The sequence below is a fragment of the Microvirga zambiensis WSM3693 genome (genome assembly GCF_016735695.1).
GTDB classification, from domain to species: domain Bacteria; phylum Pseudomonadota; class Alphaproteobacteria; order Rhizobiales; family Beijerinckiaceae; genus Microvirga; species Microvirga zambiensis.
In genome coordinates this window covers 44756-70631 of record NZ_JAERQD010000035.1, presented here as the reverse complement: position 1 = coordinate 70631, position 25876 = coordinate 44756, and the positions used below count along the sequence as shown (strand labels likewise).

23 protein-coding genes and 3 tRNA genes are annotated in these 25876 nt (G+C 63.3%); 21 read left to right on the top strand and 5 right to left on the bottom strand.

Annotated features, from left to right (window positions below):
• Nucleotides 1–103: 103 nt before the first annotated feature.
• From JKL46_RS22775 to JKL46_RS22765, 3 genes are all read right to left on the bottom strand, one after another.
• Complete coding sequence (locus tag JKL46_RS22775; RefSeq protein WP_201837673.1) at nt 104–370, bottom strand: hypothetical protein; 267 nt, start codon at nt 368–370, stop codon at nt 104–106.
• A gap of 200 nt (nt 371–570) precedes the next feature.
• On the bottom strand, nt 571–1980 hold the full coding sequence (gene glnA, locus JKL46_RS22770) for a type I glutamate--ammonia ligase (protein WP_201837671.1): 1410 nt from the start codon (nt 1978–1980) through the stop codon (nt 571–573).
• 72 nt (nt 1981–2052) lie between these two features.
• Entirely contained in the window at nt 2053–2391 is a 339-nt protein-coding gene (locus tag JKL46_RS22765; protein WP_036360409.1) for a P-II family nitrogen regulator, read from the bottom strand.
• 181 nt (nt 2392–2572) lie between these two features.
• Here JKL46_RS22765 and JKL46_RS22760 point away from each other — a divergent pair, with 181 nt between their 5' ends.
• Nucleotides 2573–4060, top strand: coding sequence for an NAD(P)H-hydrate dehydratase (locus JKL46_RS22760; RefSeq protein ID WP_201837669.1), 1488 nt, complete (start codon nt 2573–2575; stop codon nt 4058–4060).
• Here JKL46_RS22760 and JKL46_RS22755 read toward each other — a convergent pair.
• A complete protein-coding gene (locus JKL46_RS22755; protein WP_201837667.1) occupies nt 4053–5396 on the bottom strand; it encodes a multicopper oxidase family protein in 1344 nt (447 codons plus the stop codon). The two genes, JKL46_RS22760 and JKL46_RS22755, sit on opposite strands and share 8 nt — an antisense overlap.
• Before the next feature lie 190 nt (nt 5397–5586).
• On the opposite strand from JKL46_RS22755, the gene JKL46_RS22750 reads away from it, so the two are divergent.
• From JKL46_RS22750 to JKL46_RS22700, 11 genes are all read left to right on the top strand, one after another.
• Nucleotides 5587–5671, top strand: a tRNA-Leu gene (locus JKL46_RS22750).
• A 112-nt stretch (nt 5672–5783) separates the two neighbouring features.
• On the top strand, nt 5784–7151 hold the full coding sequence (tig, locus tag JKL46_RS22745; RefSeq protein WP_201837685.1) for a trigger factor: 1368 nt from the start codon (nt 5784–5786) through the stop codon (nt 7149–7151).
• Nucleotides 7152–7228: 77 nt separating this feature from the next.
• On the top strand, nt 7229–7861 hold the full coding sequence (locus tag JKL46_RS22740) for an ATP-dependent Clp protease proteolytic subunit (RefSeq protein WP_201837665.1): 633 nt from the start codon (nt 7229–7231) through the stop codon (nt 7859–7861).
• A 222-nt stretch (nt 7862–8083) separates the two neighbouring features.
• Nucleotides 8084–9352 (top strand): ATP-dependent Clp protease ATP-binding subunit ClpX, encoded by a 1269-nt coding sequence (gene clpX / locus JKL46_RS22735; RefSeq protein ID WP_201837663.1) that lies wholly within the window; start codon nt 8084–8086, stop codon nt 9350–9352.
• A gap of 227 nt (nt 9353–9579) precedes the next feature.
• Nucleotides 9580–12006: an endopeptidase La gene (gene lon, locus JKL46_RS22730; protein WP_201837661.1), complete on the top strand. Its 2427-nt coding sequence runs from the start codon at nt 9580–9582 to the stop codon at nt 12004–12006.
• 197 nt (nt 12007–12203) lie between these two features.
• The gene (locus tag JKL46_RS22725) at nt 12204–12482 is read left to right on the top strand and encodes an HU family DNA-binding protein (RefSeq protein WP_099508052.1); all 279 of its coding nucleotides are present in this window, start codon (nt 12204–12206) and stop codon (nt 12480–12482) included.
• 138 nt (nt 12483–12620) lie between these two features.
• Nucleotides 12621–12696: transfer RNA gene (locus JKL46_RS22720), tRNA-Val, on the top strand.
• A 290-nt stretch (nt 12697–12986) separates the two neighbouring features.
• Nucleotides 12987–13490 carry a calcium-binding protein gene (locus tag JKL46_RS22715; protein WP_201837659.1) on the top strand — a complete coding sequence of 168 codons (504 nt, stop codon included), beginning with the start codon at nt 12987–12989 and terminating at the stop codon, nt 13488–13490.
• Between the two features lie 163 nt (nt 13491–13653).
• Nucleotides 13654–13731 (top strand) — tRNA-Pro (locus tag JKL46_RS22710).
• Between the two features lie 426 nt (nt 13732–14157).
• Entirely contained in the window at nt 14158–14403 is a 246-nt protein-coding gene (locus JKL46_RS22705) for a BrnA antitoxin family protein (RefSeq protein ID WP_201837657.1), read from the top strand.
• A gap of 90 nt (nt 14404–14493) precedes the next feature.
• Nucleotides 14494–14700, top strand: coding sequence for a hypothetical protein (locus JKL46_RS22700; protein WP_201837655.1), 207 nt, complete (start codon nt 14494–14496; stop codon nt 14698–14700).
• Between the two features lie 92 nt (nt 14701–14792).
• On the opposite strand, the gene JKL46_RS22695 is transcribed toward JKL46_RS22700, so the two are convergent.
• Nucleotides 14793–15764, bottom strand: coding sequence for a threonine ammonia-lyase (locus tag JKL46_RS22695; RefSeq protein WP_201837653.1), 972 nt, complete (start codon nt 15762–15764; stop codon nt 14793–14795).
• A gap of 235 nt (nt 15765–15999) precedes the next feature.
• Between JKL46_RS22695 and argE the strand changes: the two genes are divergently transcribed.
• From argE to JKL46_RS22650, 9 genes are all read left to right on the top strand, one after another.
• The gene (gene argE / locus JKL46_RS22690) at nt 16000–17154 is read left to right on the top strand and encodes an acetylornithine deacetylase (protein WP_201837651.1); all 1155 of its coding nucleotides are present in this window, start codon (nt 16000–16002) and stop codon (nt 17152–17154) included.
• Between the two features lie 152 nt (nt 17155–17306).
• Nucleotides 17307–18905 (top strand): ABC transporter substrate-binding protein, encoded by a 1599-nt coding sequence (locus JKL46_RS22685; protein ID WP_201837649.1) that lies wholly within the window; start codon nt 17307–17309, stop codon nt 18903–18905.
• A 105-nt stretch (nt 18906–19010) separates the two neighbouring features.
• Nucleotides 19011–19991 (top strand): ABC transporter permease, encoded by a 981-nt coding sequence (locus tag JKL46_RS22680; protein ID WP_201837647.1) that lies wholly within the window; start codon nt 19011–19013, stop codon nt 19989–19991.
• A 10-nt stretch (nt 19992–20001) separates the two neighbouring features.
• Nucleotides 20002–20952 carry an ABC transporter permease gene (locus JKL46_RS22675; protein WP_201837645.1) on the top strand — a complete coding sequence of 317 codons (951 nt, stop codon included), beginning with the start codon at nt 20002–20004 and terminating at the stop codon, nt 20950–20952.
• A 13-nt stretch (nt 20953–20965) separates the two neighbouring features.
• Nucleotides 20966–21958 carry an ABC transporter ATP-binding protein gene (locus tag JKL46_RS22670; protein WP_201837643.1) on the top strand — a complete coding sequence of 331 codons (993 nt, stop codon included), beginning with the start codon at nt 20966–20968 and terminating at the stop codon, nt 21956–21958.
• Nucleotides 21955–22959 (top strand): oligopeptide/dipeptide ABC transporter ATP-binding protein, encoded by a 1005-nt coding sequence (locus JKL46_RS22665; RefSeq protein ID WP_201837641.1) that lies wholly within the window; start codon nt 21955–21957, stop codon nt 22957–22959. Before JKL46_RS22670 ends, JKL46_RS22665 begins: the two co-directional genes overlap by 4 nt.
• A gap of 269 nt (nt 22960–23228) precedes the next feature.
• On the top strand, nt 23229–24167 hold the full coding sequence (locus JKL46_RS22660) for a bifunctional helix-turn-helix transcriptional regulator/GNAT family N-acetyltransferase (protein WP_201837639.1): 939 nt from the start codon (nt 23229–23231) through the stop codon (nt 24165–24167).
• Nucleotides 24164–25051: a DMT family transporter gene (locus JKL46_RS22655; protein ID WP_246529466.1), complete on the top strand. Its 888-nt coding sequence runs from the start codon at nt 24164–24166 to the stop codon at nt 25049–25051. Before JKL46_RS22660 ends, JKL46_RS22655 begins: the two co-directional genes overlap by 4 nt.
• A 312-nt stretch (nt 25052–25363) precedes the next feature.
• The gene (locus JKL46_RS22650) at nt 25364–25804 is read left to right on the top strand and encodes a hypothetical protein (protein ID WP_201837637.1); all 441 of its coding nucleotides are present in this window, start codon (nt 25364–25366) and stop codon (nt 25802–25804) included.
• Nucleotides 25805–25876: the final 72 nt, after the last annotated feature.

The following is a 25876-nucleotide window of genomic DNA, read 5'->3' as shown; positions in this document are numbered from 1 at the left end:
CCTACTAAGATCCGTCTCACCCGAGACAGACGAAAAGGCCCGGGTCACCCCGGGCCTTTTTTGTTAGGGCCTTGCGGGAGGCCGCCGGGCCGGGACGGTCACGTCAGGGACATTCACGGAGTATCGGTCCGTCGATTCGACCGACCTGGATTTTCACGTGTCCGACAAATCGATCCAGATTCGTGTCGTAGACATCCCGATAGAGACGCCAGATCTGCTCGCCATTGAGTCCGATTCTGTCCAGGTCCAGCAGGACCAGCAGGCCTGAAAATGGATCGTCGACGATCCTTCCCAGGACGGAGGCCGCCCCCAAATTGCCGGCTGCGAGCTTCGTGATGGCCCCTTCGATGGTGTCCGTCGCTTCGATCATTCATCGACGATAACACCACTCTCCCGTGCGACAATAGATTGCGAAGCTTGCCGCGATCGGCGCCGAATCCCTCCCCCCGTCACAACCCGCACGCCTTCAGGCAGCTCTGACCTGACGTGCATCCAATAAAAAAGCCGGAGCCCGAGGGCTCCGGCGAAGGCAGGCTGCGGAACCGCAGCCGGGAGGAAAAGTCGTGCTCCTTAGACGGAGTAGTACATCTGGAATTCGACCGGGTGCGGGGTCATCTCGAAACGGGCAACTTCCGTCATCTTCAGCTCGATGTAGCTGTCGATGAAGTCGTCGTTGAAGACGCCGCCGGCCTTCAGGAACGCGCGGTCCTTGTCGAGGCTGGCGAGGGCTTCGCGCAAGCTACCGCAGACGGTCGGGATCTTCTTCAGCTCGCGCGGCGGCAGATCGTAGAGATCCTTGTCCATCGCCTGGCCGGGATCGATCTTGTTGATGATGCCGTCGAGACCGGCCATCAGCATCGCCGCGAAGGCGAGATACGGGTTGGCGGTCGGATCGGGGAAGCGAACCTCGACGCGCTTGGCCTTCGGCGAGGTCGTCCACGGAATACGGCAGGAAGCCGAGCGGTTACGGGCCGAGTAGGCCAGCAGCACCGGAGCCTCGTAGCCCGGGACGAGACGCTTGTAGGAGTTCGTCGACGGGTTGGTGAAGGCGTTGAGCGCCTTGGCGTGCTTGATGATGCCGCCGATGTACCAGAGGCATTCCTGGGACAGGTCGGCATACTTGTTGCCGGCGAAGAGGGGCTTGCCGCCCTTCCACAGCGACTGGTGCACGTGCATGCCCGAGCCGTTGTCGCCATAGACCGGCTTCGGCATGAAGGTGGCCGTCTTGCCGTAGGACTGGGCGACATTGTGGATGCAGTACTTGTAGATCTGCATCTCGTCGGCGGTGCGAACGAGGGTGTTGAACTTCGTGCCGAGCTCATGCTGGGCGGAAGCCACCTCGTGATGGTGCTTCTCCACCGTCACGCCCATGGCCTTCATGGCAGCCAGCATCTCGCTGCGCATGTCCTGAGCCGAGTCGAGCGGCGGAACCGGGAAATAGCCGCCCTTGGTCGGGATGCGGTGGCCGAGATTGCCGCCCTCGTAAGGGGTGTCGCCATTGATCGGCAGCTCGGAGGAGTCGAGCTTGAAGCCGGTGTTGTAGGGGTCGGCCATGAACTTCACGTCGTCGAACACGAAGAACTCTGCCTCGGGACCGACATAGACGGTGTCGGCGATGCCCGTGGACTGCAGGTAGGCCTCGGCCTTCTTGGCGATGCCGCGCGGATCGCGGTTGTAGGGCTCGCCGGTCGCCGGCTCGAGGATGTCGCAGTTGATCGACATGGTCGAGGCGGAGAAGAAGGGGTCGATCTGAGCGGTCGTCGGATCGGGCATGAGGGTCATGTCGGATTCGTTGATCGCCTTCCAGCCGGCGATGGAGGAACCGTCGAACATGATGCCGTCGGCGAACAGGTCTTCATCGACCATGCCGACGTCGAAAGTGACGTGCTGCCACTTGCCGCGCGGGTCGGTGAAACGGAAGTCGACATACTTTACGTCGTTATCCTTGATCGCCTTGAGCACTTCCTTGGCGGTCTGCATGGTCGTCAGGTCCTCTTCTGCCCTTTTAGGATTGTCCTCGGCCCGGAAAGGCCTCGGCATAGGAAAGCAAGCTTAGATCGCGTCGGATCCGGTCTCGCCCGTGCGGATACGAACGGCCTCTTCGACCGTCGAAACGAAAATTTTGCCGTCGCCGATGCGCCCGGTCTGGGCGGCCTTGCGAATGGCCTCGATCGCGCTCTCGGCCATCTCGTCGTTGAGGACGATCTCGAGCTTCACCTTGGGCAGGAAGTCCACGACGTACTCCGCCCCCCGGTACAGCTCGGTATGGCCTTTCTGGCGACCGAATCCCTTGGCCTCGATGACGGTAATGCCCTGAAGGCCGACTTCCTGGAGAGCTTCTTTGACTTCATCGAGCTTGAAGGGCTTGATGATGGCTTCGATCTTCTTCATCCGGGTCCAACCGCTTTTCGTTCGAGGTTTTGCCGCTTTTAGCACCAGCAAGAGGCGCCTTCCATGCGTTCGTCGATTCAAACTCGGCCATTTTGCCGACTTCGTGAGCATATCATGATCAAAGTTTGTGCAGTTGCGGAAAACCTCGCCAAATCGTCGAAAACAGGTCCAATTTGCTCTCATGACAGCCCCTGAACTCGTTCTGAGCCCCTCCGAAATGAAGCAGGCGGACCTGGAAGCCGTCGCGAGGGGGATTCCGGGCATCGAGCTCATGAGACGGGCAGGGCGGGCGGTGGCGGATTCTGCCGAAAAATTAGTCTCTTCGGGCTCTCGGATCGCCATTGTCGCCGGCCCTGGACAAAATGGAGGCGATGGCTTCATCGCGGCGACAATCCTGGCCGAACGAGGCTATCGCGCCTCGCTGTTTCTCCTCGGCAGCCGGGACCGCCTGAGGGGCGATGCGGCGGAAGCGGCGAGGGGCTGGACCGGAGCCGTCCTGGAAGCTGAAGACGCCTCCTTCTCCGAGGCAGACCTGATCGTCGATGCGCTGTTCGGCACCGGGCTTGCTCGCGACCTCGACGGCGCAGCGCGCCATGTGGTCGACCGGATGAACGGATCGGGCAAGCCGATTCTGGCGGTGGATCTTCCCTCGGGCATCGATGGTGACGCGGGAGCGGTGCGGGGCATTGCGGTCAAGGCTGCCTGCACCGTGACCTTCGCGGCGCGCAAGCCCTGCCACCTGCTCCTGCCGGGCCGGGCCTTCTGCGGGGAGGTCGCGGTGGCCGATATCGGTATCGGCCGCGAGATCCTGGCGGCGAAGGGCGGACAGCTCTTCGCCAATCATCCGGATCTCTGGTTGCGGGTGCTGCCGCAGCCGGGGCTCACATCCCACAAATACGAGCGCGGCCACACCCTCGTCGCATCCGGCGGAGCGACCCGGACCGGTGCGGCGCGGCTGGCGGCGCGGGCAGCGCTTCGCATCGGCTCCGGGCTCGTGACGGTGGCCTCGCCGCCCGAAGCCCTCGGGGTCAATGCGGCGCATCTCACCGCGATCATGCTGCGAGGCTGCGACGGTCCGGAGGGGCTGCATGCCATCCTGCAGGATACCCGGCTCAATGCCCTCGTTCTGGGGCCCGCGCTCGGGGTCCATGCCGGCACGCGGGCGATGGTGGCCGTCGCGGTCCACGCCAGGCGCCACCTCGTCCTCGACGCCGATGCGCTGACCTCGTTCGAAGGGCTGGCATCGGAACTCCACGGGGCCTTCCGCCATGCTCCGACGGTGCTCACGCCGCATGACGGGGAGTTCAACCGCTTGTTCAAGGGGCACCCGGATATCCTTGATCCGGAATCGAAAATCGTGCGGGCGCGGCGGGCCGCTGCCTATACGGGCGCGGTGGTGGTGATGAAGGGGGCGGATACGGTGATCGCGTCGCCCGACGGCCGAGCAGCGATCAACGAGAACGGCACGCCTTATCTCGCGACGGCCGGTTCCGGCGATACGCTCTGTGGGCTGATTGCCGGGCTGATGGCGCAGAATGTGCCCGCCTTCGAGGCCGCCTGCGCCGGGGTCTGGATCCACGCCGAGGCGGGGAGCAGTTTCGGCCCCGGACTCATCGCCGAGGATCTGGCCGATCTGGTGCCGGGCGTGCTGCGCGGGCTGCTTAACTGACCTCGATCCAGGTCCACAGGCCGGCATCGAACCGCTCCATCACCGTCGAGGCGAGGAGCCATTTGCCCGGATTGTCGGCGACGAAGGCGATGCGGACCGTCTTGTTCTCCGGCACCTGTACCGTGTCGAGGAAATAGGGCTCCCAGCCGTCGTCGAGGGCATGCAGCAGCCGGAAGCAATGGCCGTGCAGGTGCATGGGCTGCATCAACGCAGTCTGATTGACGAGCGTCAGCACGACCGGAGTGCCGCGCTTCACCTTGACGAGTGGTGCACCCGAGGGCTTACCCGCAGCGCCGTTGAGCGTCCAGGGGACGTTCGGGGCTGCCGGATCGCCCTTGATCGTAACGTCCTTTCGGGTGGCGCTCTGAAGCCTGATCGTGTCCGGCAGGCGCGGGTTCTGCGGGAGCGGCGCGATGTCCGGCAGGGCCGGGCGCTTCTCGCCGACGGTGACGATCTCGGCGAGGGGCATGCCGTCTCCGAGCATGGCCGTTACCGCGCCCCTCGCATCCGCTTCCGATGGCAGGTCCACCAGAAGGTCGTAGCGGGTGCCGGGGGCGAAGGGCAGAGAGGCGCGTAAGGGTTCGAAGGTGCCCGCCGCCGGCTGTCCGTCGACGGCGATCACATAGGCCCTCAGCCCGTCGAGGCGCAGACGCATGGCCCGTGCATTGCAGGCATTGGCGAGGCGAAGGCGTAAGCGTCCACCCGGCGGCGCCTCGATCCGCTGCGGTGTCGCGGCCCCGTTCACGCTGAGCCAGCTCCCCAGACGGCCGGCGGGAGTCGCCTCCGCCGGCTTCTCGAACGGGACGAGTGAACCGTCGTCGTTCAGGCGCCAGTCGTCGATCAGCAAGGCGACGTCCTTGTCGACCTGCGGCGGATTCCGCTCCTCGACGACCAGCAGGCCCGAGAGACCGCGCTCCAGGGGCTCGGCACTCCCGCCGAGGACGCATGGGCGGATCAGGAAGGTCCCGGCATCGGGTGGCGTCAATCGGTATTCGTGGCTTCGGCCAGGGGGCACCGGCTCCTGCGTCAGCCCGCCGACGCCATCCATGGCATTCGGCCCGCGCAGGCCGTGGAAATGCAGGGAAAGGGGCAGGGGCGTCTCGTTTCTCAGCGACAGCCGCAGGTCCTCCCCCTGCTTCACCTTCACGATCGGACGCATGGAGCCGTCGAACCTCCAGACCTCAGCCTCGGCCGTCGCGTCGGTGCGCAGCTTCATCGGCGCGGGCTTCGCCGTCAGGATGGTTTCGGACCCGGAGGAGGTCTGCGACCGCCCCGGCCGAGGCAGACCGACCAGGGTCGTGGCGAGACCGGCGGTGACGGCGCGGCGGGTGATCATGGAGCGGGCTTCTCGCGTGGCTTGAAGATCGTGCAAAGGGGTACAGCCTTGAACGCGAACGGCCAAGTTTGGTTGCCATTTGGCCGCATGCGAACTTTTTTGACGCCAAGAACTTTTTTGATGCACTGTCTTTTAACCGTGCTATAGAGCCGCGTCCCGGAAGAGGGGTGCGTCCGCGCGCCGCTCGCGCGCGGGCGTGGCGGAATTGGTAGACGCACTGGATTTAGGTTCCAGCGACGAAAGTTGTGGGGGTTCGAGTCCCTCCGCCCGCACCAATCCCGCCAGGGTTGGTTATCCGGAGGCTCCGTGTGGCCTGGTTGACGGCATCAAGCCGCATCGGCCGGAGCCTGACAGAAATTTTTCGAGCGAATGAAGGCGAATAATACCATGCAGGTGACGGAAACACTGTCCCAAGGCTTGAAGCGAGAGTTCAAGGTCGTGCTCCCGGCCACCGAGTTGGAAGAGCGTCTGACCAGCGAGCTGAGCACCCTGAAGGATCGCGTGCGGATCAACGGATTCCGCCCGGGCAAGGTGCCGGTGGGCCACCTGCGCAAGGTCTATGGTCGCTCCGTGATGGCCGACGTGCTGCAGAACGCCGTCAACGAGGCCAACCGCAAGATCGTCGAGGACAACGGCCTGAAGCTCGCCCACGAGCCGCAGGTTCAGTTCCCCGAGAGCCAGGACGAGGTCGAGAAGGCCATGGACGCCAAGGGCGACCTCGCCTTCACGGTGGCCCTCGAGGTCCTGCCGGTCTTCGAGCTCGCCGACCTGTCGGACGTCGCCGTCAAGAAGCCGGTGGCCGAGATCACCGACGCCGAGATCAACGAATCGCTCGAGCGCATGGCCAAGCAGAACCGCTCCTTCGAGACGAAGGAAGGCGCTGCGGTCGATGGCGACCGGGTCGTCGTGGATTTCGTCGGCCGTATCGACGGTGCCGAGTTCGAAGGCGGCAAGGGTGAGGACATCCGGGTCGAGCTCGGCTCGAACACCTTCATCCCGGGCTTCGAGGACCAGCTCCTCGGCCTCAAGGCCGGCGATACCAAGCTCGTGAAGGTCACCTTCCCGGTGAATTACATGGCCGAGCACCTGGCCGGTAAGGACGCCGAGTTCGACGTCACCGTGAAGGAAGTCGAAGCTCCCGGCGAGCTGAAGATCGACGACGAGATGGCCAAGGGCTTCGGCATGGAGTCCCTGGACAAGCTCAAGGACGCGATCCGCGACGCCATCAAGCGCGATTTCGATGCTCAGTCCCGCCGCAAGGTGAAGAAGGAGCTTCTCGACGCCCTCGACGCCAAGTACAGCTTCGAGCTGCCGCCGACCCTCGTCGAGCAGGAGTTCTCGGCCGTGTGGGCGCAGGTTGTCGGCGACATGAAGTCGAACAACCGTACCTTCGAGGACGAGAGCACCACCGAGGACGAGGCGAAGGCCGAGTACCGCAAGATCGCCGAGCGTCGCGTGCGCCTCGGTTTGGTCCTTGCACAGATCGGTGAGAAGTCCGATATCAAGATTTCCGACGATGAGGTGACTCAGGCCCTCATCGAGCGGGTCCGCCAGTATCCCGGCCAGGAGCGTCAGGTTTGGGAGTTCTACCAGAAGAACCCGCAGGCCCTCGCTGAAATCCGGGCTCCTCTGTTCGAGGAGAAGGTCGTCGACCAGATCCTGTCGCAGGTGAAGGTGAACGAGGAGACCGTCTCCAAGGACACGCTCTTCAGCGATGAGGACGAGGGCGGAGAGAAAGCCGGCAAGGGCGAGTAACGCTCCCTTAAGCGTCTCGTTGCTTGCATGAAATGCACGGCCGCGGATTCGCGCGGCCGAATTGGAGCAGTGAGACAATGAGAGATCCGGTAGCGCTCTTTAACAATACGCTCGTCCCGATGGTGGTTGAGCAGTCGAACCGCGGCGAACGCGCCTTCGACATCTATTCGCGCCTCCTGCGCGAACGGATCATCTTCCTCACGGGTCCCGTCGAAGACTACTCGGCCTCGCTGATCGTGGCGCAGCTCCTGTTCCTCGAGGCCGAGAACCCCAAGAAGGAGATTTCCTTCTACATCAACTCGCCCGGCGGCGTCGTGACCTCGGGCCTGTCGATCTACGACACCATGCAGTTCATCCGCTGCCCGGTCTCGACCCTCTGCGTCGGCCAGGCCGCCTCCATGGGCTCCCTGCTGCTCACCGCCGGCGAGAAGGGCATGCGCTTCGCCCTCCCGAATGCCCGCATCATGGTCCACCAGCCCTCCGGCGGCTACCAGGGCCAGGTCACGGACATCATGATCCATGCCCGCGAGAGCGAGGCCCTCAAGCGCCGGCTGAACGAGATCTACGTCCAGCACACCGGCCAGCCCTATGAGGCGGTCGAGCGGGCCCTGGAGCGCGACAACTTCATGACCGCCGAGGCCGCCCAGGAATTCGGGCTGATCGACCAGGTCATCGCCAAGCGTCCCGAGCCGGCAGCCCCTCCGGCCTAACCCTTAAAACCTGGGGACAAATTCCTCCCAGGTGCGTCTTTTTGCCGAGTAATCCCGTTTCTATTGATCACGCGCCCGCTGCGTGATTGCATGTGGATTCGGGAGACGTGGCGATTTGGACGATCAATTCTTAGCGACGGAACATTTTGTTAGCTCTGTCGCTCATAATTTAAAGGTGCTGGGCCGGCACGGACCGCCCCGGTACGGATTGGAGATGTGATAATGACCAAGGCTGGCGGCAACGACTCCAAGAGTACGCTGTACTGCTCCTTCTGCGGCAAGAGCCAGCACGAGGTTCGCAAGCTGATCGCTGGCCCGACGGTTTTCATCTGCGATGAATGCGTCGAGCTGTGCATGGACATCATCCGCGAGGAGTCGAAATCGTCTCTCGTGAAGTCCCGCGACGGGGTACCCACCCCGAAGGAGATCAGCCGCGTCCTCGATGACTACGTGATCGGCCAGGAGCACGCCAAGAAGGTGCTCTCGGTGGCGGTCCACAACCACTACAAGCGTCTGGCCCACGCGACGAAGCACAACGACGTCGAACTGGCCAAGTCCAACATCCTGCTGATCGGTCCCACGGGCTCGGGCAAGACCCTGCTCGCCCAGACCCTCGCCCGGATCCTCGACGTTCCCTTCACCATGGCCGACGCGACTACCCTTACGGAAGCAGGCTATGTGGGCGAGGACGTGGAGAACATCATCCTCAAGCTGCTCCAGGCCTCCGACTACAATGTCGAGCGGGCCCAGCGCGGCATCGTCTATATCGACGAGATCGACAAGATCTCCCGCAAGTCGGACAACCCCTCGATCACCCGCGACGTATCGGGCGAGGGTGTGCAGCAGGCTCTCCTGAAGATCATGGAAGGCACGGTCGCCTCCGTGCCTCCGCAGGGCGGCCGCAAGCATCCGCAGCAGGAGTTCCTGCAGGTCGACACCACCAACATCCTCTTCATCTGCGGCGGCGCCTTCGCCGGGCTGGAGCGGATCATCGCCGGCCGGGGCAAGGGCACGTCGATCGGCTTCGGCGCCAGCGTGAGCTCGCCCGACGATCGCCGGACAGGCGAGATCTTCCGTGAGGTCGAGCCCGAGGACCTGCTGAAATTCGGCCTGATTCCGGAATTCGTCGGCCGCCTGCCGGTCCTGGCGACGCTGGAAGACCTCGATGTCGACGCCCTGAAGACCATTCTGCAGGAGCCGAAGAACGCCCTGGTGAAGCAGTACCAGCGCCTCTTCGAGATGGAGAACGTGCAGCTGACGTTCCAGGACGAGGCCCTGACCCTCATCGCCAAGAAGGCGATCGAGCGGAAGACGGGTGCCCGCGGCCTGCGCTCCATCATGGAAGGCATCCTGCTGGAGACCATGTACGACCTGCCGGGCCTCGATTCCGTCGAGCAGGTGGTGATCGGGTCCGAAGTGGTGGAGGGCAAGGCGAAGCCGCTCTTCATCCACGGCGAGCGTACCGAACAGGCGGCCAGCGCCAGCGCGTAAGGGCGGCGGGGCCCGTCCCATAAGCTGTACCGTTGCGGGCAATCGTCTTGAAACACCTTGTCCGCAACGCCACATTATCTCTTGCGCCGGCCCTGTCCGCTCATTTCCGGAGGGGCAGTCCGGCGTACCGGATGCAGCCATAAAAAAAGCCTGAGCATCCCGGTTATCCGTCCGACATTCAGCTCATCCGAGGGGGTCGTCGGACGCAGTGAAAAGGAAGTCGTCTCATGACACAATCGAAGCCACGTCAGCCTGTCGTTCCAGGCTCGACCGGAACCTATGCGGTTCTGCCTCTGCGCGACATTGTTGTCTTTCCGCATATGATCGTGCCGCTCTTCGTCGGCCGCGAAAAGTCGATCCGCGCGCTTGAGGAGGTGGTCAAGGGGGACCGTCACATTCTTCTGGCAACCCAGATCGATGCGACGGATGACGATCCGGCAACGGATGCAATCTACAAGGTCGGTACCCTGGCCAACGTGCTCCAGCTTCTGAAGCTGCCCGACGGTACCGTGAAGGTGCTGGTGGAGGGCGCGAGCCGCGCCGAGGTCAAGAACTACACCCGCACGGACGAGTATTACGAAGCGGAAGCCGAGGCATTGCCCGATTCCCTCGGCGATCAGGTCGAGGCCGAGGCGCTCGCCCGCTCCGTCGTGTCCGAGTTCGAAAACTATGTGAAGCTCAATAAGAAGGTGTCGCCCGAGGTCGTGACCGCGGTGACCCAGATCGACGAGCCCGCGAAGCTCGCCGACACCATCGCTTCGCACCTTGCGATCAAGATCGCCGACAAGCAGGCGATCCTCGAGACGGCGACTGTCGCCCAGCGCCTGGAAAAGGTGCTCGGCCTGATGGAGAGCGAGATCTCGGTTCTGCAGGTCGAGAAGCGGATCCGCACCCGCGTGAAGCGTCAGATGGAGAAGACGCAGCGCGAGTACTACCTCAACGAGCAGATGAAGGCGATCCAGAAGGAGCTCGGCGACGACGAAGGTCGCGATGAGCTGGCCGAGCTCGAGGAGAAGATCGAGAAGACCAAGTTCACGAAGGAAGCCCGCGAAAAGGCGCTTGGCGAGCTGAAGAAGCTGCGCCAGATGTCGCCGATGTCGGCGGAAGCGACCGTCGTGCGCAACTATCTCGACTGGCTGCTGGGTATTCCGTGGAACCGCCGCTCGAAGATGAAGAAGGACCTCAAGGCGGCGCAGGATCTGCTCGATGCGGATCATTACGGCCTCGACAAGGTCAAGGAGCGCATCGTCGAGTATCTCGCGGTCCAGCAGCGTGCCAACAAGCTGACCGGCCCGATCCTGTGCCTCGTCGGCCCCCCCGGCGTGGGTAAGACCTCGCTCGGCAAGTCGATCGCCAAGGCGACCGGCCGCGAGTTCGTGCGCATGTCGCTCGGCGGCGTCCGTGACGAGTCGGAGATCCGCGGTCACCGGCGGACCTATATCGGCTCGATGCCCGGCAAGATCATCCAGTCGATGCGCAAGGCCAAGACCTCGAACCCGCTCATCCTGCTCGACGAGATCGACAAGATGGGCATGGACTTCCGCGGCGATCCGTCGGCGGCCCTGCTCGAGGTTCTCGACCCTGAGCAGAACAACACGTTCAACGACCATTACCTGGAGGTCGATTACGACCTGTCCAACGTGATGTTCGTGACGACGGCGAACACGCTGAACATTCCGGGTCCGCTTCTGGACCGCATGGAAGTGATCCGCATCGCCGGCTACACCGAGGAGGAGAAGGCCGAGATCGCCCGCACCCACCTGATCCCGTCTTCCATGAAGAAGCATGGTCTGGCGGAGAAGGAATGGAAGATCGGCGACGAGGCGCTGCTCATGCTGATCAGGCGCTACACCCGCGAGGCGGGCGTGCGTAACCTGGAGCGCGAGCTCGCCAACCTCATCCGCAAGGCCGTGAAGGAGATCCTGATCTCCAAGGTCAAGGCGGTCGAGGTCACCACCGACAATCTGCCCGAGTTCTTAGGGCCGCCGCGCTATCGCTACGGCGAAGCCGAGACCGAGGACATGGTCGGTGCGGTCACGGGCTTGGCCTGGACCGAGGTCGGCGGCGAGCTGCTCACCATCGAAGGCATCATGATGCCGGGCAAGGGCAAGATGACCGTCACGGGCAACCTGCGTGACGTCATGAAGGAATCGATCTCGGCGGCGGCGTCCTATGTCCGCTCCCGCGCTCTCGATTTCGGCGTCGAGCCGCCCATGTTCGACCGTCGTGACATCCACGTGCACGTGCCGGAAGGCGCGACGCCCAAGGATGGCCCTTCGGCCGGCATCGCCATGGCGACCGCCATCGTCTCCGTCATCACGAGTATCCCGGTGCGCCGCGATATCGCCATGACGGGCGAGGTGACGCTGCGGGGCAGGGTGCTTCCCATCGGCGGCCTGAAGGAGAAGCTCCTGGCGGCTCTGCGCGGCGGCATCAAGAAGGTGCTGATCCCCGAGGAGAACGCCAAGGATCTGGCCGACATTCCGGCCAGCGTGAAGAATGGCATGGAAATCGTGCCGGTCTCCATGATGGATCAGGTGCTCCAGCATGCCCTCATCCGGATGCCTGAGCGCATCGAGTGGGATGAATCCGCGATGCTCAAGGACCCTAAGTCCGGCGTCGAGGACGACGCGGCCGGCGTGGTCGCGCACTGAGCCCCTGAGGGTCTAACCTAACGTTAGGAGCCCCCGAATGCGAATTCGGGGGCTCCTTTTTTGCGATGCAAATCAAAAAAACGCCTCATTTCAGCCACTTCAGGGCTTGCTTACGGACAAGCTTTGGGCCAAACGAGTGGTCCCTGAAACGGTGGACCATTGCTTTTGCGTCCCCGTGATCATTGGAGGATATGACGATGAATAAAGGCGAGCTCGTTGCGGCCGTCGCCGACAAGGTGGGCCTTTCGCGAGGCCAGGCCGGTGAAGCGGTCGACGCCGCCATCGAGGCGATCACCGGCGCTCTGAAGAAGGGCGACGAGGTGAAGATCGTCGGTTTCGGCACGTTCGTGGTGACCAATCGCGCTGCCGGTGAGGCACGCAATCCGCGCACCGGAGAGAAGGTGAAGGTTCCGGCATCCAAGACCCCGAAGTTCCGCGCCGGCGCGGGCCTGAAGGACGCCGTCAACGCGAAGTGATCGCTCCAAGGGGCGATGAGAGAGCGTAAGGCACCCGACCTGTCCGATCTGTGAATTCCACTTTCGGGCCGGATGCTTTAGCAAAGAGGGCCGACGACGCTTGCGTTGTTGGCCTTCTCTTTTTATGTCAGGCCCATCGGGCGGTTAGCTCAGCTGGTAGAGCATCGGTTTTACACACCGCAGGTCGGGGGTTCGATCCCCTCACCGCCCACCATTGCCCCCATCGACCGGCCCTGGGCCGTCAGCCGCGCCCGTCTTTCCAGAATCCTTTTCATTTTACGTACCGCCCGTGACGTCGAATGCGACCGAAGTCGCTCCCCATCAAATCCTGTGAGAATCGGTATCCAAACCTTGGTACGGAATCGAAATCCAGGTCCTGTGCGCTACCACACATAAATATATGTTATATCATATAAATATCGTAGCATCATGACCCGCTTAGCAGGCGTTCAAAGCACGGCGTCTCGGCTTGGTCCAACGTCGGCATTTCAATGGGAGGGTGCGATGGGTGTGTTCTATGCTGAGGGCGAAGAAACCGTCTTCGGAACGGGCGGACGCGATACGATGTATGGAAATGAGGGCAACAACAGGCTTTTTGGCGATAGCGGGAATGATCGTCTCTACGGAGGTGCAGGCAATGACTATCTGGCCGGATCGAGTGGCCGGGATACGCTGACCGGCGGCGAGGGATATGATGATTTCTACTTCGGCCTCTCGGCGCTCTCTAAAAAATATGACATCATTACCGACTACAACAAGAAGTTCGATGCCATTCTTCTCTCACAGTACACCTTCGTTGGCATCGGCAAGGTCAACGGCTGGATGAAGCCGAGCGCGTTCTGGCAAGGCACCAAGGCGCACGATGAGAACGACCGCGTCATCTACAATCCGAAGAACGGCATCGTTTACTACGACCCCGATGGGACAGGTTCGGCGAGCGCTACGCCTTTCTTGAAGGTGGGGGCCGGTCGGAAGATGTCGGCGAAAGACTTCTGGGTGGACTTCTGAATATGCGGGTGCTGGCAGCGGAGCGGTTGTTCTGCTGCCTTCGCCGAGCTGCCTTTGCCCAGCTGCTTGCTCGCCTAGCCGACAACTGTTTCTGCCCACGGCCTGATTTTCAGGGTTGCGCGACCCGCCCTAAGAAGTTAGAGCATCCAAGCCTTTCGGCAGTCGGAGCGTAGCGCAGCCCGGTTAGCGCACTAGTCTGGGGGACTAGGGGTCGGAGGTTCAAATCCTCTCGCTCCGACCATTAAACCTCTTGAGAGTTCAAGAGTTCTGGCAGAGCCGGCCTGCCTTCACAGGTTCCGATGATCTGCTCTTCCATCGATCGCGATTGCTTCGTGCTCCATCCCTGCAAGATGGCTGGACTTCGACGCCGCATGGAGGTGGTCTCAGGGGTCGATCGACCTTTCACGGCTTCTTGACTGTGAGTTGTGCTCTCGCCGATGATCCTGCCAGGAAGATCTGCCGCAACATCCTCGCCCGACCAGGACCTTCCTGGGCTGTTTCGAGAGGCCGGTGGATGAGGGCAGGAGACCGCATGACTCTGCATCAGCACATCCAGAAGCATTGGAAGACCGCAGCCGTTCTCGTCGTGGCCGGCATCCTTGCCTACAGCGTCTCCTATTTCTGGTGATGCGACGATTGCCTCGTTCCGAGGTTGGGGAGAAAAGCGATGTCGAGACCACCAGGCGGACGGCGTCCGACCGATCCCTTGAAAGCAGCCGAGGCCGCTTTCAAGAAGGCGACGGCAAAGCCTGTCGAAGGGCCGCCGAAGGTTGCTGCGATTCCAGGTGTGAAGGAGACCGTCACTCTGCGGATCGACCAGGATGTGCTTGAGTTTTTCCAGGCGGATGGACCGGGCTGGCAGGACCGCATCAATGCCGCTCTCAGGAGGGCGGCCGGAAAATCTGCCGACTGAGATCTGGCAGCCACGCTGAAACCCAATGGCCTTGCATGGGTTGGCATTGGAAGACGGCGAGGGGAATGAGCGGGCAAACGGAGCCTAGCCGTGCCGATTGACGATGAACAGTTTCGGGGGCTCCGGCTCCCCAACACTTTGGATCTCCCGCCGAGCCATACGGCGTCGATGGTCGGGCATTTCCTGAAAGGGATGTATGCCGATGTGCTCAAGGAAGAGCATCCTCGCCATCTGGCGCAACTGATTGCGAAGCTCGAGGATGCCGAGCGGTCGTCGATGAGGGCGAGCGAACGGTGATATCGATTATGCTGAATTGATTGCATAACTCGCATTTCCGCTTCGGTGGCTATACGCGGCCAGTGATGTGGAAATGCGCCCCAACCTCCGCCCTATGAGGCAACCCCCTGGCGCCGCCACGTGTCGAGATCGTCCAGCGACACGTTCGATCCGCACAGCACGAGGCCGATCACGCTGTTCTCCGGCAGCGTTGGCGCAATCTTCTGGGCAGCGGTGAGAACGCAGGCCGCGGCCGGCTCGCAGAGAAGCTTCTCGGTCTGAAGGATCCAGCTCAGGTCCGCGATGGCAGGCTCGTCGTCGACGAGGACGATTTCCTTGAGGAAGAGCTTTGCCGCAGCAAGGGTCCGGTTGGTGGCGAAGGGCGCGCCGAGCGTGCGGGCAATGGAGGTCGGGCGGATCGTCACCGGCTTGTCCGCCTTGAGCGCCTCCGTCATCGTCTGGGCGCCCGTAGTCTCGACGCCATAGACGGTCACGGACGGATTCTTGGCCTTCAAGGCTGCCGCGACGCCCGACATGAAGCCGCCGCCGCCGATCGAGACGAAGACATGCGTCAGATCGGGAGCATCGTCGAGGAAATCGAGCCCCACCGTGCCGTGACCTGCGATGATGGCCGGATCGTCATAGGGGTGGACGAAGAGCCGGCCGCGATTCTGGTATTCCTCCGCCTTCGCGAAAGCTTCCGACGCGTCGTCGCAGAGTTCCACCCGGGCGCCGTATTTCGTGGTGAGCTCGATGTTGAAGCGTGGCGTCACCTTCGGCATCAGCACCAGCGCATCGAGGCCGAGGGTCCCGGCCACCCGGCCGACGGCGATGGCATGGTTGCCGCCCGAGACGGTGACGAGGCCGCGCCCGCGTTCCTCGTCGCTCAGCGTCAGGACCTTGTTGAAAACGCCGCGGACCTTGAAAGATCCGGCGAGCTGCAGTGCCTCCATCTTCAGGATCGTGCGCCGGCCGAGGCGCTCGGAGACTTCCGTGCTCTCGAAGGCCGGCGTCCGCCGGACGCGTCCGGCGATGCGGTCGCGGGCCGCTTCGATATCGGAGAGCGTCACGTCAAAGGCGGTCATGTCGTTATCCATTCGGCTGGGGCGCGGCATGCGAATTCGAGCAGACTGCCATCGAGGCAGCATGCGGGTCTCGACCTTCGAGCGCGCCGGGGAGGGCGGGTCGTTTATGCGGGGGATCATGACGGCGCTGCGCCTGCCCCGTCAACGGGCGCAATGGGGTTGCATACCGATAAAACAGCTTGACCGCAGGTTCGATCCGATCGGATGCTCGGGCGCAACCAAGGAGAAGACCTCGATGTCCCTGTCACCCCGCGAAATGCTCGCGCGCCTGATTGCCTTCCCGAGCGTTTCGACCAGCAGCAATCTCGACATCATCGAATTCTGCCGGGACTGGCTGAACAGCCAGGGCGTCGAGAGCCGCCTCGTGATGAGCCCCGAGGGCGACAAGGCCAATCTCTACGCCACGATCGGGCCGCAGGTCGAAGGCGGAATCGTCCTGTCCGGCCACACGGACGTTGTGCCGGTGGAGGGGCAGAACTGGTCGACCGATCCCTGGACGCTGACGGAGAAGAACGGCCGCCTCTATGGGCGCGGCACGGCCGACATGAAGGGCTTCGATGCCCTCGTCCTGGCGCTGGTGCCCGAGATGGTGCGTGCGCCGCTCAAGCGGCCGGTCCACATCGCGCTCTCCTACGACGAGGAGATCGCCTGCCGGGGCGCGCCTTCCATGGTGCGGGAGATGGCGGAACGCATCGCCGCGCCCTCCGCGGTGATCGTCGGCGAGCCGACGCGCCACGCGGTGGTGACGGGACACAAGGCGTCCGTGCAGCTGCGCACGCAGGTGACCGGGCATGCCGTTCATTCGAGCCGGATCGACCAGGGCGTCAGCGCGGTCATGAACGCGGCGCGCCTCATCGCCTGGCATGACGACGTGATGGAGGAGAATCGGCGCAGGGCCGATCCCAGCAACCCCTTCGAGCCGCCCTACACGACGCTGCATTGCGGCGTGGTGGCGGGCGGCAGCGCCGCCAACGTGGTCTCGTCCTCGGCCTGGTTCTCCACTGACATCCGTGCCATCCCGACCGAGAGCCCGCTCGATTACATGGAGCGCTACAAGGCCTATATCCGCGAGGTCGTCGAGCCGCGGATGAAGGCGATTGCGCCCGAGACCGGCGTCGCCGTCGAGCTGATCGCGGAGGTCCCGGGTCTCAGGCCGGAAACGGACGGCGCGGCCGAGCGCGTCATGCGCCGGGTCACCGGCGACAACGGGACACATGTGGTCGCCTACGGCACCGAGGCGGGCCTGTTCCAGCGGGTCGGTTGGTCGACCGTGGTCTGCGGCCCCGGAGATATCGCCCAGGCGCATCAGCCGGACGAATATCTCGAGATCAGCGAATTGGAGGCCGGCGAGCGGGTTCTGCGCCGGATGATCCAGGATCTCTGTGCCTAATTGCTGAGCATCTTGGCCCAAGTCGGGGCTGGACCGTCGGCCACTTTCCTGCCTAACTTCATGCCCGGCGGAAGGAACACGGCAACAATCCGGGCTTCCGAGAAGAAAGAACACCGCGCAAAGACGCGGGCTTCCAGAGGAGAAAGAGACATATGACGATCCGTTCGAAATTTCTCGCGGCGACGGTCGCGACGCTCATGGTCGGCGTCGCCGTACCGGCGATGGCCGTGACCCTTCGCTATGCCAACCAGGGCGATCTGAAGTCGCTCGATCCCTACACCCTCAACGAGACCACCACGATCGCCCATCACGGCCATGTCTTCGAAGGCCTGACGAAGCGCGGCAAGGATCTGGCCATCGAGCCGGGCCTCGCCGAGCGCTGGGAGATCAGCGAGGACGGCCTGACCTGGCGCCTGTTCCTGCGCAAGAACGTGAAGTTCCACAACGGCAATCCGTTCAATGCCGACGACGTGATCTTCTCGGCCACCCGCGTGCGGGCTCCGGGCTCGAACTTCCAGACCCGCGTTCCGAGCGGTTCGGAATGGGTGAAGGTGGACGACTACACGGTCGACGTGAAGCTGAAGTCGCCGAACCCGATCATGAATGCCCAGTGGGACACCTGGTACATCATGGACAAGGAATGGTCGGAGGCGAACAACAGCGTCGCGCCGACGCCCGCCGCCGCGACGACGCCGAGCTTCGCCTCGCTGAACGCCAACGGCACCGGCCCGTTCAAGATCGAGAGCCACCAGCCTGGCGTGAAGACCGTCTTCAAGCCCAACAAGGATTGGTGGGGCAAGGTCGAGCACAATCTCGACGAGATCGTGTTCACGCCGATCGCCTCCGACGCGACCCGCGTCGCCGCGCTGCTTTCCGGCGAGGTGGACGTGATCGAGCCGGTTCCGCTGCAGGACGTCCAGCGCGTCAATGGCACGGCCAACGCCAAGGTGCTGGCGGGCCCCGAGCTGCGCACGATCTTCCTCGGCTTCGACCAGACCCGCGACGAGCTTCTGTTCTCGAACGTGAAGGGCAAGAACCCGTTCAAGGACAAGCGCGTGCGCGAGGCCTTCTACAAGGCCATCGACATCGAGACCATCAAGTCCCGCGTCATGCGCGGCATGTCCACGCCGGCGGCCCTGATGATCGCGCCGCAGCTCTTCAGCAAGGCGGGCGACTTCGTGCGTCCGAAATACGACGTCGACGGAGCGAAGAAGCTGCTCGCCGATGCGGGTTATCCGAACGGCTTCGAAATCGGCATGGACTGCCCGAACGACCGCTACGTCAATGACGAGGCGATCTGCCAGGCGGTGGTCGGCATGCTCGCCCGCGCCGGCGTGAAGGTGAACCTGATGGCGCAGCCGAAGGCGCAGTATTTCGGCAAGGTGCTGAAGTCCGGCAATTACAACACCTCGTTCTACCTGCTGGGCTGGACGCCGGGCACCTTCGACAGCCACAACGTGCTGTTCGACATCGAAGGCTGCCGCAACGATCCGAACTCGTCGCGCGGCGAGTCGAATCTCGGCAATTTCTGCAACAAGCAGCATGACGAGCTGACCGACAAGATCCTGGTCGAGAGCAACAAGGAGAAGCGCGACCAGATGATCAAGCAGGCCTTCCAGATCACCTTCGACGAGTACGGCTACATCCCGCTGCACCAGCAGGCTCTCGCCTGGGGTGTCTCGAACAAGGTGAACATGGTCCAGCGCGCCGACAACCAGGTGCTGTTCTACTGGGCGCAGAAGAAGGAATAGTCCGCGCCTGATCGCTCGTCCCGGGCAGGACTCTGCCCGGGACATTTCTTTCGAAAGCCTCAGGCGACGTCGTTGGCCTGGGGCGAAGCGATCTAGAGATTGTTCATGTTTGCTTTCATCATCCGACGAGCCCTTCAGGCTATCGGCGTTCTTCTGGCCGTCGGGATCATTTCCTTTGCGATGTTCCGCTTTGCCGGCGATCCGGTAAACCAGATCGTCTCCCTCGATACTCCCGCCGCCGAGCGCGAGCAGGTGCGCCGCTCCCTCGGTCTCGACGATCCGGTCCCAGTGCAGTTCGCGCGTTATCTCGTGCAGGCCGCCCAGGGCAATTTCGGCATCTCGTATCAGTTCCGGCAGCCCGTTTCGACCCTGCTGGCGGAGCGCATGCCGGCGACTCTAGAGCTCGCCATCTGCGCGACGATCTTCGCCACGGGCTTCGGCGTGCTGATGGGGGTCTATTCCGGTCTCAAACGCGACAGCGCTCTCGCGAAGCTGTTTCAGACCATCTCGCTGATCGGCATCTCGCTGCCGACATTCCTGATCGGCATTCTGCTGATCTATCTGTTCTCCGTCACGCTCGGCTGGCTCCCGTCCTTCGGTCGCGGCGACACCGTGCGCCTCGGCTGGTGGACGACCGGCCTTCTCACATTGTCCGGCCTCAAGGCGCTGATCATGCCGTCGGTCACTCTCGGCCTGTTCCAGATGACGCTGATCATGCGTCTCGTGCGGGCCGAGATGCTGGAGGTCCTGCGCGCCGACTACATCAAGTTCGCCCGGGCGAGGGGGCTCACCACGCGCGCCGTCCATTTCCGGCACGCGCTCAAGAACACGCTGGTTCCGGTCATCACCGTCGTCGGCCTGCAATTCGGCTCGGTGATCGCCTTCGCGATCATCACCGAGACCGTGTTCCAATGGCCGGGCATGGGCCTGCTCTTCGTCCAGGCCGTGCAGAACGTCGATATCCCGATCATGGCGGCCTACCTGATGCTGGTCGCGCTGATCTTCGTCGTGATCAACCTCGCCGTCGACATCCTCTACACGATCGTCGATCCCCGCCTGAGAACGACCATCCGGCAGCCGGCCTGAGGAGGGGATGATGGCAGAAGCAATCGAAGCGGTGCAGGCCTCCCAGCCGACCACCTGGGCCGGGCGCTTTCTCGACAGCGATGTCTGGGCGAGCTTCAAACGCTCCAGGCTCACCATGGTCGCGGCCTTTGTCACCCTCCTGTTCATGGCATCGGCCGTCTTCGCCGGGCTTCTCTCGCCGCAGGATCCCTTCGATCCGGCGCAGCTTGAACTCATGAACAGCCGTCTGCCGCCGATCTGGGACGCGGAAGGGCAGATGCCCTTCATGCTCGGCACCGACGAGCAGGGGCGCGACATCTTCTCGGCGATTCTCTACGGCCTGCGGATCTCGCTCGCCGTCGGCTTCCTCGGCGTCGCCTTCTCGGCGACGCTCGGCATCTCGCTCGGCCTGATCGCCGGCTATGTCGGCGGCACCACCGATGCGATCATCATGCGCATCGCCGACGTGCAGCTGACCTTTCCGGCGATCCTGATCGCGCTCCTCGTCGACGGCGTGGTCAAATCCGTGCTTGGCGGGCAGCTCGACGGCGCCACGACGCTATCCGTGCTCGTCTTCTCCATCGGCTTGAGCTTCTGGGTGCAATACGCGCGCACCGTGCGCGGCTCGGTGATGGTGGAGAAGAACAAGGACTACATCGCCGCAGCCCGCCTGATCGGCCTGCCGGCGCCGGTGATCATGTTCCGGCACGTGCTGCCCAACGTGCTCGGGCCGGTGCTCGTCATCGCCACCATCAACCTGGCGCTTGCGATCATCACCGAAGCGACCCTGTCCTTCCTCGGCACGGGCATGCCGGAGACCATGCCGTCGCTCGGCACCCTGATCCGCATCGGCAACAATTACCTGTTCTCCGGCGAATGGTGGATCGTGGCCTTCCCCGGCATCGCGCTGGCGCTTCTCGTGCTCGCCATCAACCTCGTCGGCGACTGGCTGCGCGACGCGCTCAATCCGAAGCTGCGATGAGAGAGAAACTGTCATGACCGAACCAGTCCTCTCCGTCCGCGATCTGCGCGTCGAATTCGTCACGCGGCGCGGGATTCTCAAAGCCATCGACGGCATCTCCTTCGACATCGGCAAGGGCGAGGTGCTCGGCGTCGTGGGCGAATCCGGCGCCGGCAAGTCCGTCACCGGTTCCGCCGTCATCGGCCTCATCGATCCGCCAGGGCGGATTGCCGGCGGCGAGATCCGGCTGTCGGGCATGCGCATCGACAACCTGCCGCCGGAGGAGATGCGAAAGGTGCGCGGCAAGCGCATCGGCATGATCTTCCAGGATCCGCTGACGAGTCTCAATCCGCTCTTCCGCATCAGCGAGCAGCTGGTCGAGACGATCCGCACGCACACCAATCTCTCCGCCTCCGCAGCCCGCAAGCGCGCCATCGATCTTCTGACCGAGGTCGGCATCCCGGCGCCGGAGCGGCGCATCGACAGCTATCCGCACGAGTTTTCGGGTGGCATGCGCCAGCGCGTGGTGATCGCGCTTGCGCTCTGCGCCGAGCCAGAGCTCATCATCGCCGACGAGCCGACGACGGCGCTCGACGTCTCCGTCCAGGCACAGATCATTGCGCTCCTGAAGCGCCTCGGACGCGAGCACGGCACGGCGATCATGCTGGTCACTCACGACATGGGCGTGATCGCCGAGACCGCGGACCGCGTCGCTGTGATGTATGCCGGCCGCATCGCGGAGATCGGGCCCGTGCGCGATGTGGTGCAGAACCCGCTCCATCCCTATGCCAAGGGCCTGATGGGCGCGATCCCGTCGCTCGAGAGCGATACGGATCGTCTCGTGCAGATCCCGGGCTCCATGCCGCGCCTGTCCGCCATTCCGCCCGGCTGCGCCTTCAACCCGCGCTGTCCTTATGTCTTCGACCGCTGCCGCGTCGAGCGTCCGGAGCCGATCCAGCACAGCGAGCACCGCGTCGCCTGCCATCTCTACGATCAATCCCATATCCGGTCGGAGGCCGTCGCGTGACCGAGCGTTCCTATGTCGAGGTCAAGGACCTGCGCCGCGTCTTCGACGTCTCCAAGCCCTGGCTCAACCGGGTGCTGGAGGGCGGCGAGAAGCAGTATCTGAAAGCGGTCGACGGTGTCTCCTTCGCCATCGAAAAAGGCGAGACCTTCGCCCTCGTCGGCGAATCCGGCTCCGGCAAGTCGACGGTGGCGCGCATGGTGGTCGGCCTGCTGCCGCCCTCCGGCGGCACGGTGTCGATCGATCGCGTGGGGATGTCGGGCAAAGCCGACAGCGCCGAGCGGCAGCGTCTCAGGCGCCGCATCCAGATGATCTTCCAGGATCCCTATGCCAGCCTCAATCCGCGCTGGCAGGTGGACCGCATCGTCGCAGAACCCATCCGCGCCTTCCACCTGATCGACAGCGAGAAGGACATTGCCGCCCGCGTCGGCGAGCTGCTGTCGCTGGTCGGCCTGCATCCGGCGGACGGCACGAAGTATCCGCACGAGTTCTCCGGCGGCCAGCGCCAGCGTATCGCCATCGCCCGCGCGCTTGCCTCGAATGCGGAGTTCATCGTCTGCGACGAGCCGACTTCGGCCCTCGACGTGTCCGTCCAGGCGCAGATCCTGAACCTGATGCGCGACCTACAGGACCGGCTCGGCCTGACCTACCTGTTCATCAGCCACAACCTCGCCGTGGTGCGCCACATGGCGACGCGCATCGGCGTGATGTATCTCGGCCGCATCGTCGAGATCTCCAATGGGCGCGAGCTTTTCGCCCATCCCAAGCATCCCTATACGCGCATGCTGCTCGATGCGGTGCCGGATGTGGGCATGACCGGACGCCAGCGCATTCCGGTCAAGGGTGAGATCCCGAACCCGATCAACCCGCCCTCCGGCTGCACCTTCAACCCGCGCTGCCCCTTCGCCAACGACCGCTGCCGGACAGAAATCCCGGCGCTGCTCGGAGGCGTGGCCTGCCACGCGATCCATGAGGGGCGCCTGTCGATCGACGCTGCGGCTTAAGGGGCGTGAAGGGCCCGTCGTCGAGGTCCGGGTGGTTGCCAGAGCCGATCGTGACGGGTGATTGTCTCGGCGACAGCCTGCGTTGCTATCCTCCAGGTCATGGCCGAGGCTTGTCCCGGCCCTCCCGATCCTGTGAAGCGTCAGGCTTTTCGGATCGGGATCACCAGCACGAGGCCGGTGATGACGTGGAAGGGAGGGCCGGGACGGACTTCGAAAATAGTTGACTCAGTCAACAATATGCCCGACTCTGGTTGTCAGGGGAGGCGCCCATGTCTCACATGCCGCAACTGCCGACGGACGATGAGATCGAGCAGGTCCGCCGTTTCAACCGTTTCTACACCCGCCATATTGGATTGCTGAGCGAAGGCCTGCTCGAAAGCGAGTTCTCGCTCACCGAGGCGCGCGTGCTCTACGAGCTGGCGCACCGCAGCCCCGTCAACGCCGCCGATCTCGGTCGCGAGCTCGGGCTCGATGCCGGCTATCTCAGCCGTCTCCTGAAGCGGTTCACGGCGCGGGGCCTGATCGAGCGGACGCCCCTCGAAGGAGACAGGCGTCAGGCTCTGCTGTCGCTGACCGATACAGGCCGCGCCGCATTCGCGCCCCTGAACCGAGCCTCCGCCGCCCAGGTCGCATCGATGCTGTCGGATCTCTCGGGAGCCGAGCGTCAGCAATTGGTGCGGGCCATGCAAACGGTCGAGCGTCTGATCGGCACCGCGCCGGTGCCGAAAATCCCTTACATCCTCCGTCCGCACCAGATCGGCGACATCGGCTGGATCGCCCGTCGCCAGGGCATGCTCTATGCCCAGGAATACGGCTGGGACGAGACCTTCGAGGCCCTCGTCGCCGAGATCGCCGCAGCCTTCGTCAAGAATTTCGATCCGGAGTGGGAGCGCTGCTGGATTGCAGAGCGGGAAGGGGAGGTCGTCGGCAGCGTCTTCCTCGTGCACCATTCGGACGAGGTCGCGAAACTCCGCCTGCTCTATGTCGAGCCATCGACGCGCGGGCTTGGCATCGGTCGCCGTCTCGTCGAGGAATGCATCGCGTTTGCACGGGCCAAGGGCTACCGGACGCTGACCCTGTGGACGAACGATATTCTCGGTTCGGCGCGCAAGATCTATCAGGCGGCCGGCTTCCGGCTGGTGAAGGAAGAGGCGCACCATTCCTTCGGCAAGGATCTCGTCGGCCAGACCTGGGATCTCGACCTTTGAAGCGGCAGGAAACGCTCGCATTGGCGGCCGCGGCCATCACCGGGGTTCAGGTCGGTGCGGCATTGGTGGCGACGCGGTTCGTGATCCAAGATGTCGGGCCGGCCTCCCTGGCCTTCCTGCGTTATGCCGTCGCCGTTCTCTGCCTGATCCCGCCTCTGCTGATGAGCGTGCGGACGCGGTTCGCGCTGCGCGATCTTGTCGTGGTGATGGCTTTAGGCATCGTGCAGTTCGGTGTCCTCATTGCGCTGCTCAACCTCGGTCTCCACTACATCTCCTCCACCCGCGCCGCGCTTCTGTTCGCCACGTTCCCGCTGATGACCATGGTCATCGCAGCTCTTCTCGGACGCGAGAGTCTGACCGGCAAAAAGGCTGCGGGCGTGGTGCTGACCATCGTCGGTGTCGGCATCGCGCTAGGCGAGCGGCTATTCAGCGAGAGTGCATCAGGCGAATGGGTGGGTGCCGTTCTGGTGCTGACGGCGGCCCTTTGCGGTGCGCTCTGTTCGGTGCTCTATCGGCCCTATCTTGCACGTTACCCAACCCTTCCTGTCGGCGCCTGGGCGATGTTGGCGTCGGTGGTGTTCCTCTCCGGCTTTGCCGGACTGGAAGGCCTGTTCACGGAGACGCCGCGCCTCGGTGCGAAGGGATGGATCGTTATCCTCTGCATCGGCCTGTCGAGCGGCGTCGCCTATGTTCTCTGGCTATGGGCACTCAAGAACACGACGCCGACGCGAGTGACGGTCTTCCTGTCGCTGAGTCCGATCACGGCGGCTCTGCTCGGCGTCGGAATCCTGGGGGAACACCTGACGGCCGGCGTTCTTCTCGGTCTCGCCGGTGTCGTGGCTGGGCTCTGGCTCGCGACCCGTGCGGTGCCGGACACCAAGTAATCGTGGCGCATTGCTGGCAATCCAATCCGGTGATGAAAATTTTCTAACTTTCTGATGAATATTTTGTAATGAGATTTGGATAGTGCCCAGCTTTCGCGCCCAGGACGCATAGGAACGAGGCATAAATATCGCGAGTTTCCCTTGAAAATCAACGAATACAAACTGGGCAATTACGAAGCTTTGCTTTTCACAATCGGCGTAATCACAACTGTGTGTGGCGAAATTACCTAGGGAAACGTTCTCGACCGGATGCGTTGAGCTAATGTCCTTTGTGGCGAGCGGCCATGTTTAAATAAAGCACAGGAGACATTGATGAAAAAGCTCGCGATCTTCGCCGGCGCAGGTCTTATGGCGTTTGGCATCATCGGAACCGCCTCGGCGCAGCCGTCACCGATTTCCGGTACCCCAGGCTCCCTGTTCCCAGATGCCGCTCCGCATGAGATCCAGTATTTCAATGGTGTGCCCTGCCGCACCATCCTGGATCCGAATACACGAGACACCCGCATTCCGATCGCTTGCGCAGGCGGTGTTGCGGTTGCACCGATGGCGGCAGCTCCAATGGCGGGTGATGTGGTGGCCACGGGCAGCATTGCTCCGGCGCCGATGGGTCCGATGATGGGTGCTCCCGCTCCCTATGTGTCTGCCGATCCTTATGCGGCGCCTCATGAGGTCCGGACCGTCAACGGCGTGCCTTGCCGCACCGTTTATGATCCGCAGACCGGTGGCCGAATTCCGGTTGCTTGCGGGCGGTAGCGCATAGGACCTAAAAGTGGAATCCACTTTTAGGAACAATCCGATGCTCCGCTCTTTGGAGAGCGCATCGTT

What these genes read in the sequence shown, in the direction of transcription:
- JKL46_RS22775 (WP_201837673.1), bottom strand. Translation starts at nt 370, where the DNA reads ATGATCGAAGCGACGGACACCATCGAAGGGGCCATCACGAAGCTCGCA.
- glnA (WP_201837671.1), bottom strand. Translation starts at nt 1,980, where the DNA reads ATGCAGACCGCCAAGGAAGTGCTCAAGGCGATCAAGGATAACGACGTA.
- JKL46_RS22765 (WP_036360409.1), bottom strand. Translation starts at nt 2,391, where the DNA reads ATGAAGAAGATCGAAGCCATCATCAAGCCCTTCAAGCTCGATGAAGTC.
- JKL46_RS22760 (WP_201837669.1), top strand. Translation starts at nt 2,573, where the DNA reads ATGACAGCCCCTGAACTCGTTCTGAGCCCCTCCGAAATGAAGCAGGCG.
- JKL46_RS22755 (WP_201837667.1), bottom strand. Translation starts at nt 5,396, where the DNA reads ATGATCACCCGCCGCGCCGTCACCGCCGGTCTCGCCACGACCCTGGTC.
- tig (WP_201837685.1), top strand. Translation starts at nt 5,784, where the DNA reads ATGCAGGTGACGGAAACACTGTCCCAAGGCTTGAAGCGAGAGTTCAAG.
- JKL46_RS22740 (WP_201837665.1), top strand. Translation starts at nt 7,229, where the DNA reads ATGAGAGATCCGGTAGCGCTCTTTAACAATACGCTCGTCCCGATGGTG.
- clpX (WP_201837663.1), top strand. Translation starts at nt 8,084, where the DNA reads ATGACCAAGGCTGGCGGCAACGACTCCAAGAGTACGCTGTACTGCTCC.
- lon (WP_201837661.1), top strand. Translation starts at nt 9,580, where the DNA reads ATGACACAATCGAAGCCACGTCAGCCTGTCGTTCCAGGCTCGACCGGA.
- JKL46_RS22725 (WP_099508052.1), top strand. Translation starts at nt 12,204, where the DNA reads ATGAATAAAGGCGAGCTCGTTGCGGCCGTCGCCGACAAGGTGGGCCTT.
- JKL46_RS22715 (WP_201837659.1), top strand. Translation starts at nt 12,987, where the DNA reads ATGGGTGTGTTCTATGCTGAGGGCGAAGAAACCGTCTTCGGAACGGGC.
- JKL46_RS22705 (WP_201837657.1), top strand. Translation starts at nt 14,158, where the DNA reads ATGTCGAGACCACCAGGCGGACGGCGTCCGACCGATCCCTTGAAAGCA.
- JKL46_RS22695 (WP_201837653.1), bottom strand. Translation starts at nt 15,764, where the DNA reads ATGACCGCCTTTGACGTGACGCTCTCCGATATCGAAGCGGCCCGCGAC.
- argE (WP_201837651.1), top strand. Translation starts at nt 16,000, where the DNA reads ATGTCCCTGTCACCCCGCGAAATGCTCGCGCGCCTGATTGCCTTCCCG.
- JKL46_RS22685 (WP_201837649.1), top strand. Translation starts at nt 17,307, where the DNA reads ATGACGATCCGTTCGAAATTTCTCGCGGCGACGGTCGCGACGCTCATG.
- JKL46_RS22680 (WP_201837647.1), top strand. Translation starts at nt 19,011, where the DNA reads ATGTTTGCTTTCATCATCCGACGAGCCCTTCAGGCTATCGGCGTTCTT.
- JKL46_RS22675 (WP_201837645.1), top strand. Translation starts at nt 20,002, where the DNA reads ATGGCAGAAGCAATCGAAGCGGTGCAGGCCTCCCAGCCGACCACCTGG.
- JKL46_RS22670 (WP_201837643.1), top strand. Translation starts at nt 20,966, where the DNA reads ATGACCGAACCAGTCCTCTCCGTCCGCGATCTGCGCGTCGAATTCGTC.
- JKL46_RS22660 (WP_201837639.1), top strand. Translation starts at nt 23,229, where the DNA reads ATGTCTCACATGCCGCAACTGCCGACGGACGATGAGATCGAGCAGGTC.
- JKL46_RS22650 (WP_201837637.1), top strand. Translation starts at nt 25,364, where the DNA reads ATGAAAAAGCTCGCGATCTTCGCCGGCGCAGGTCTTATGGCGTTTGGC.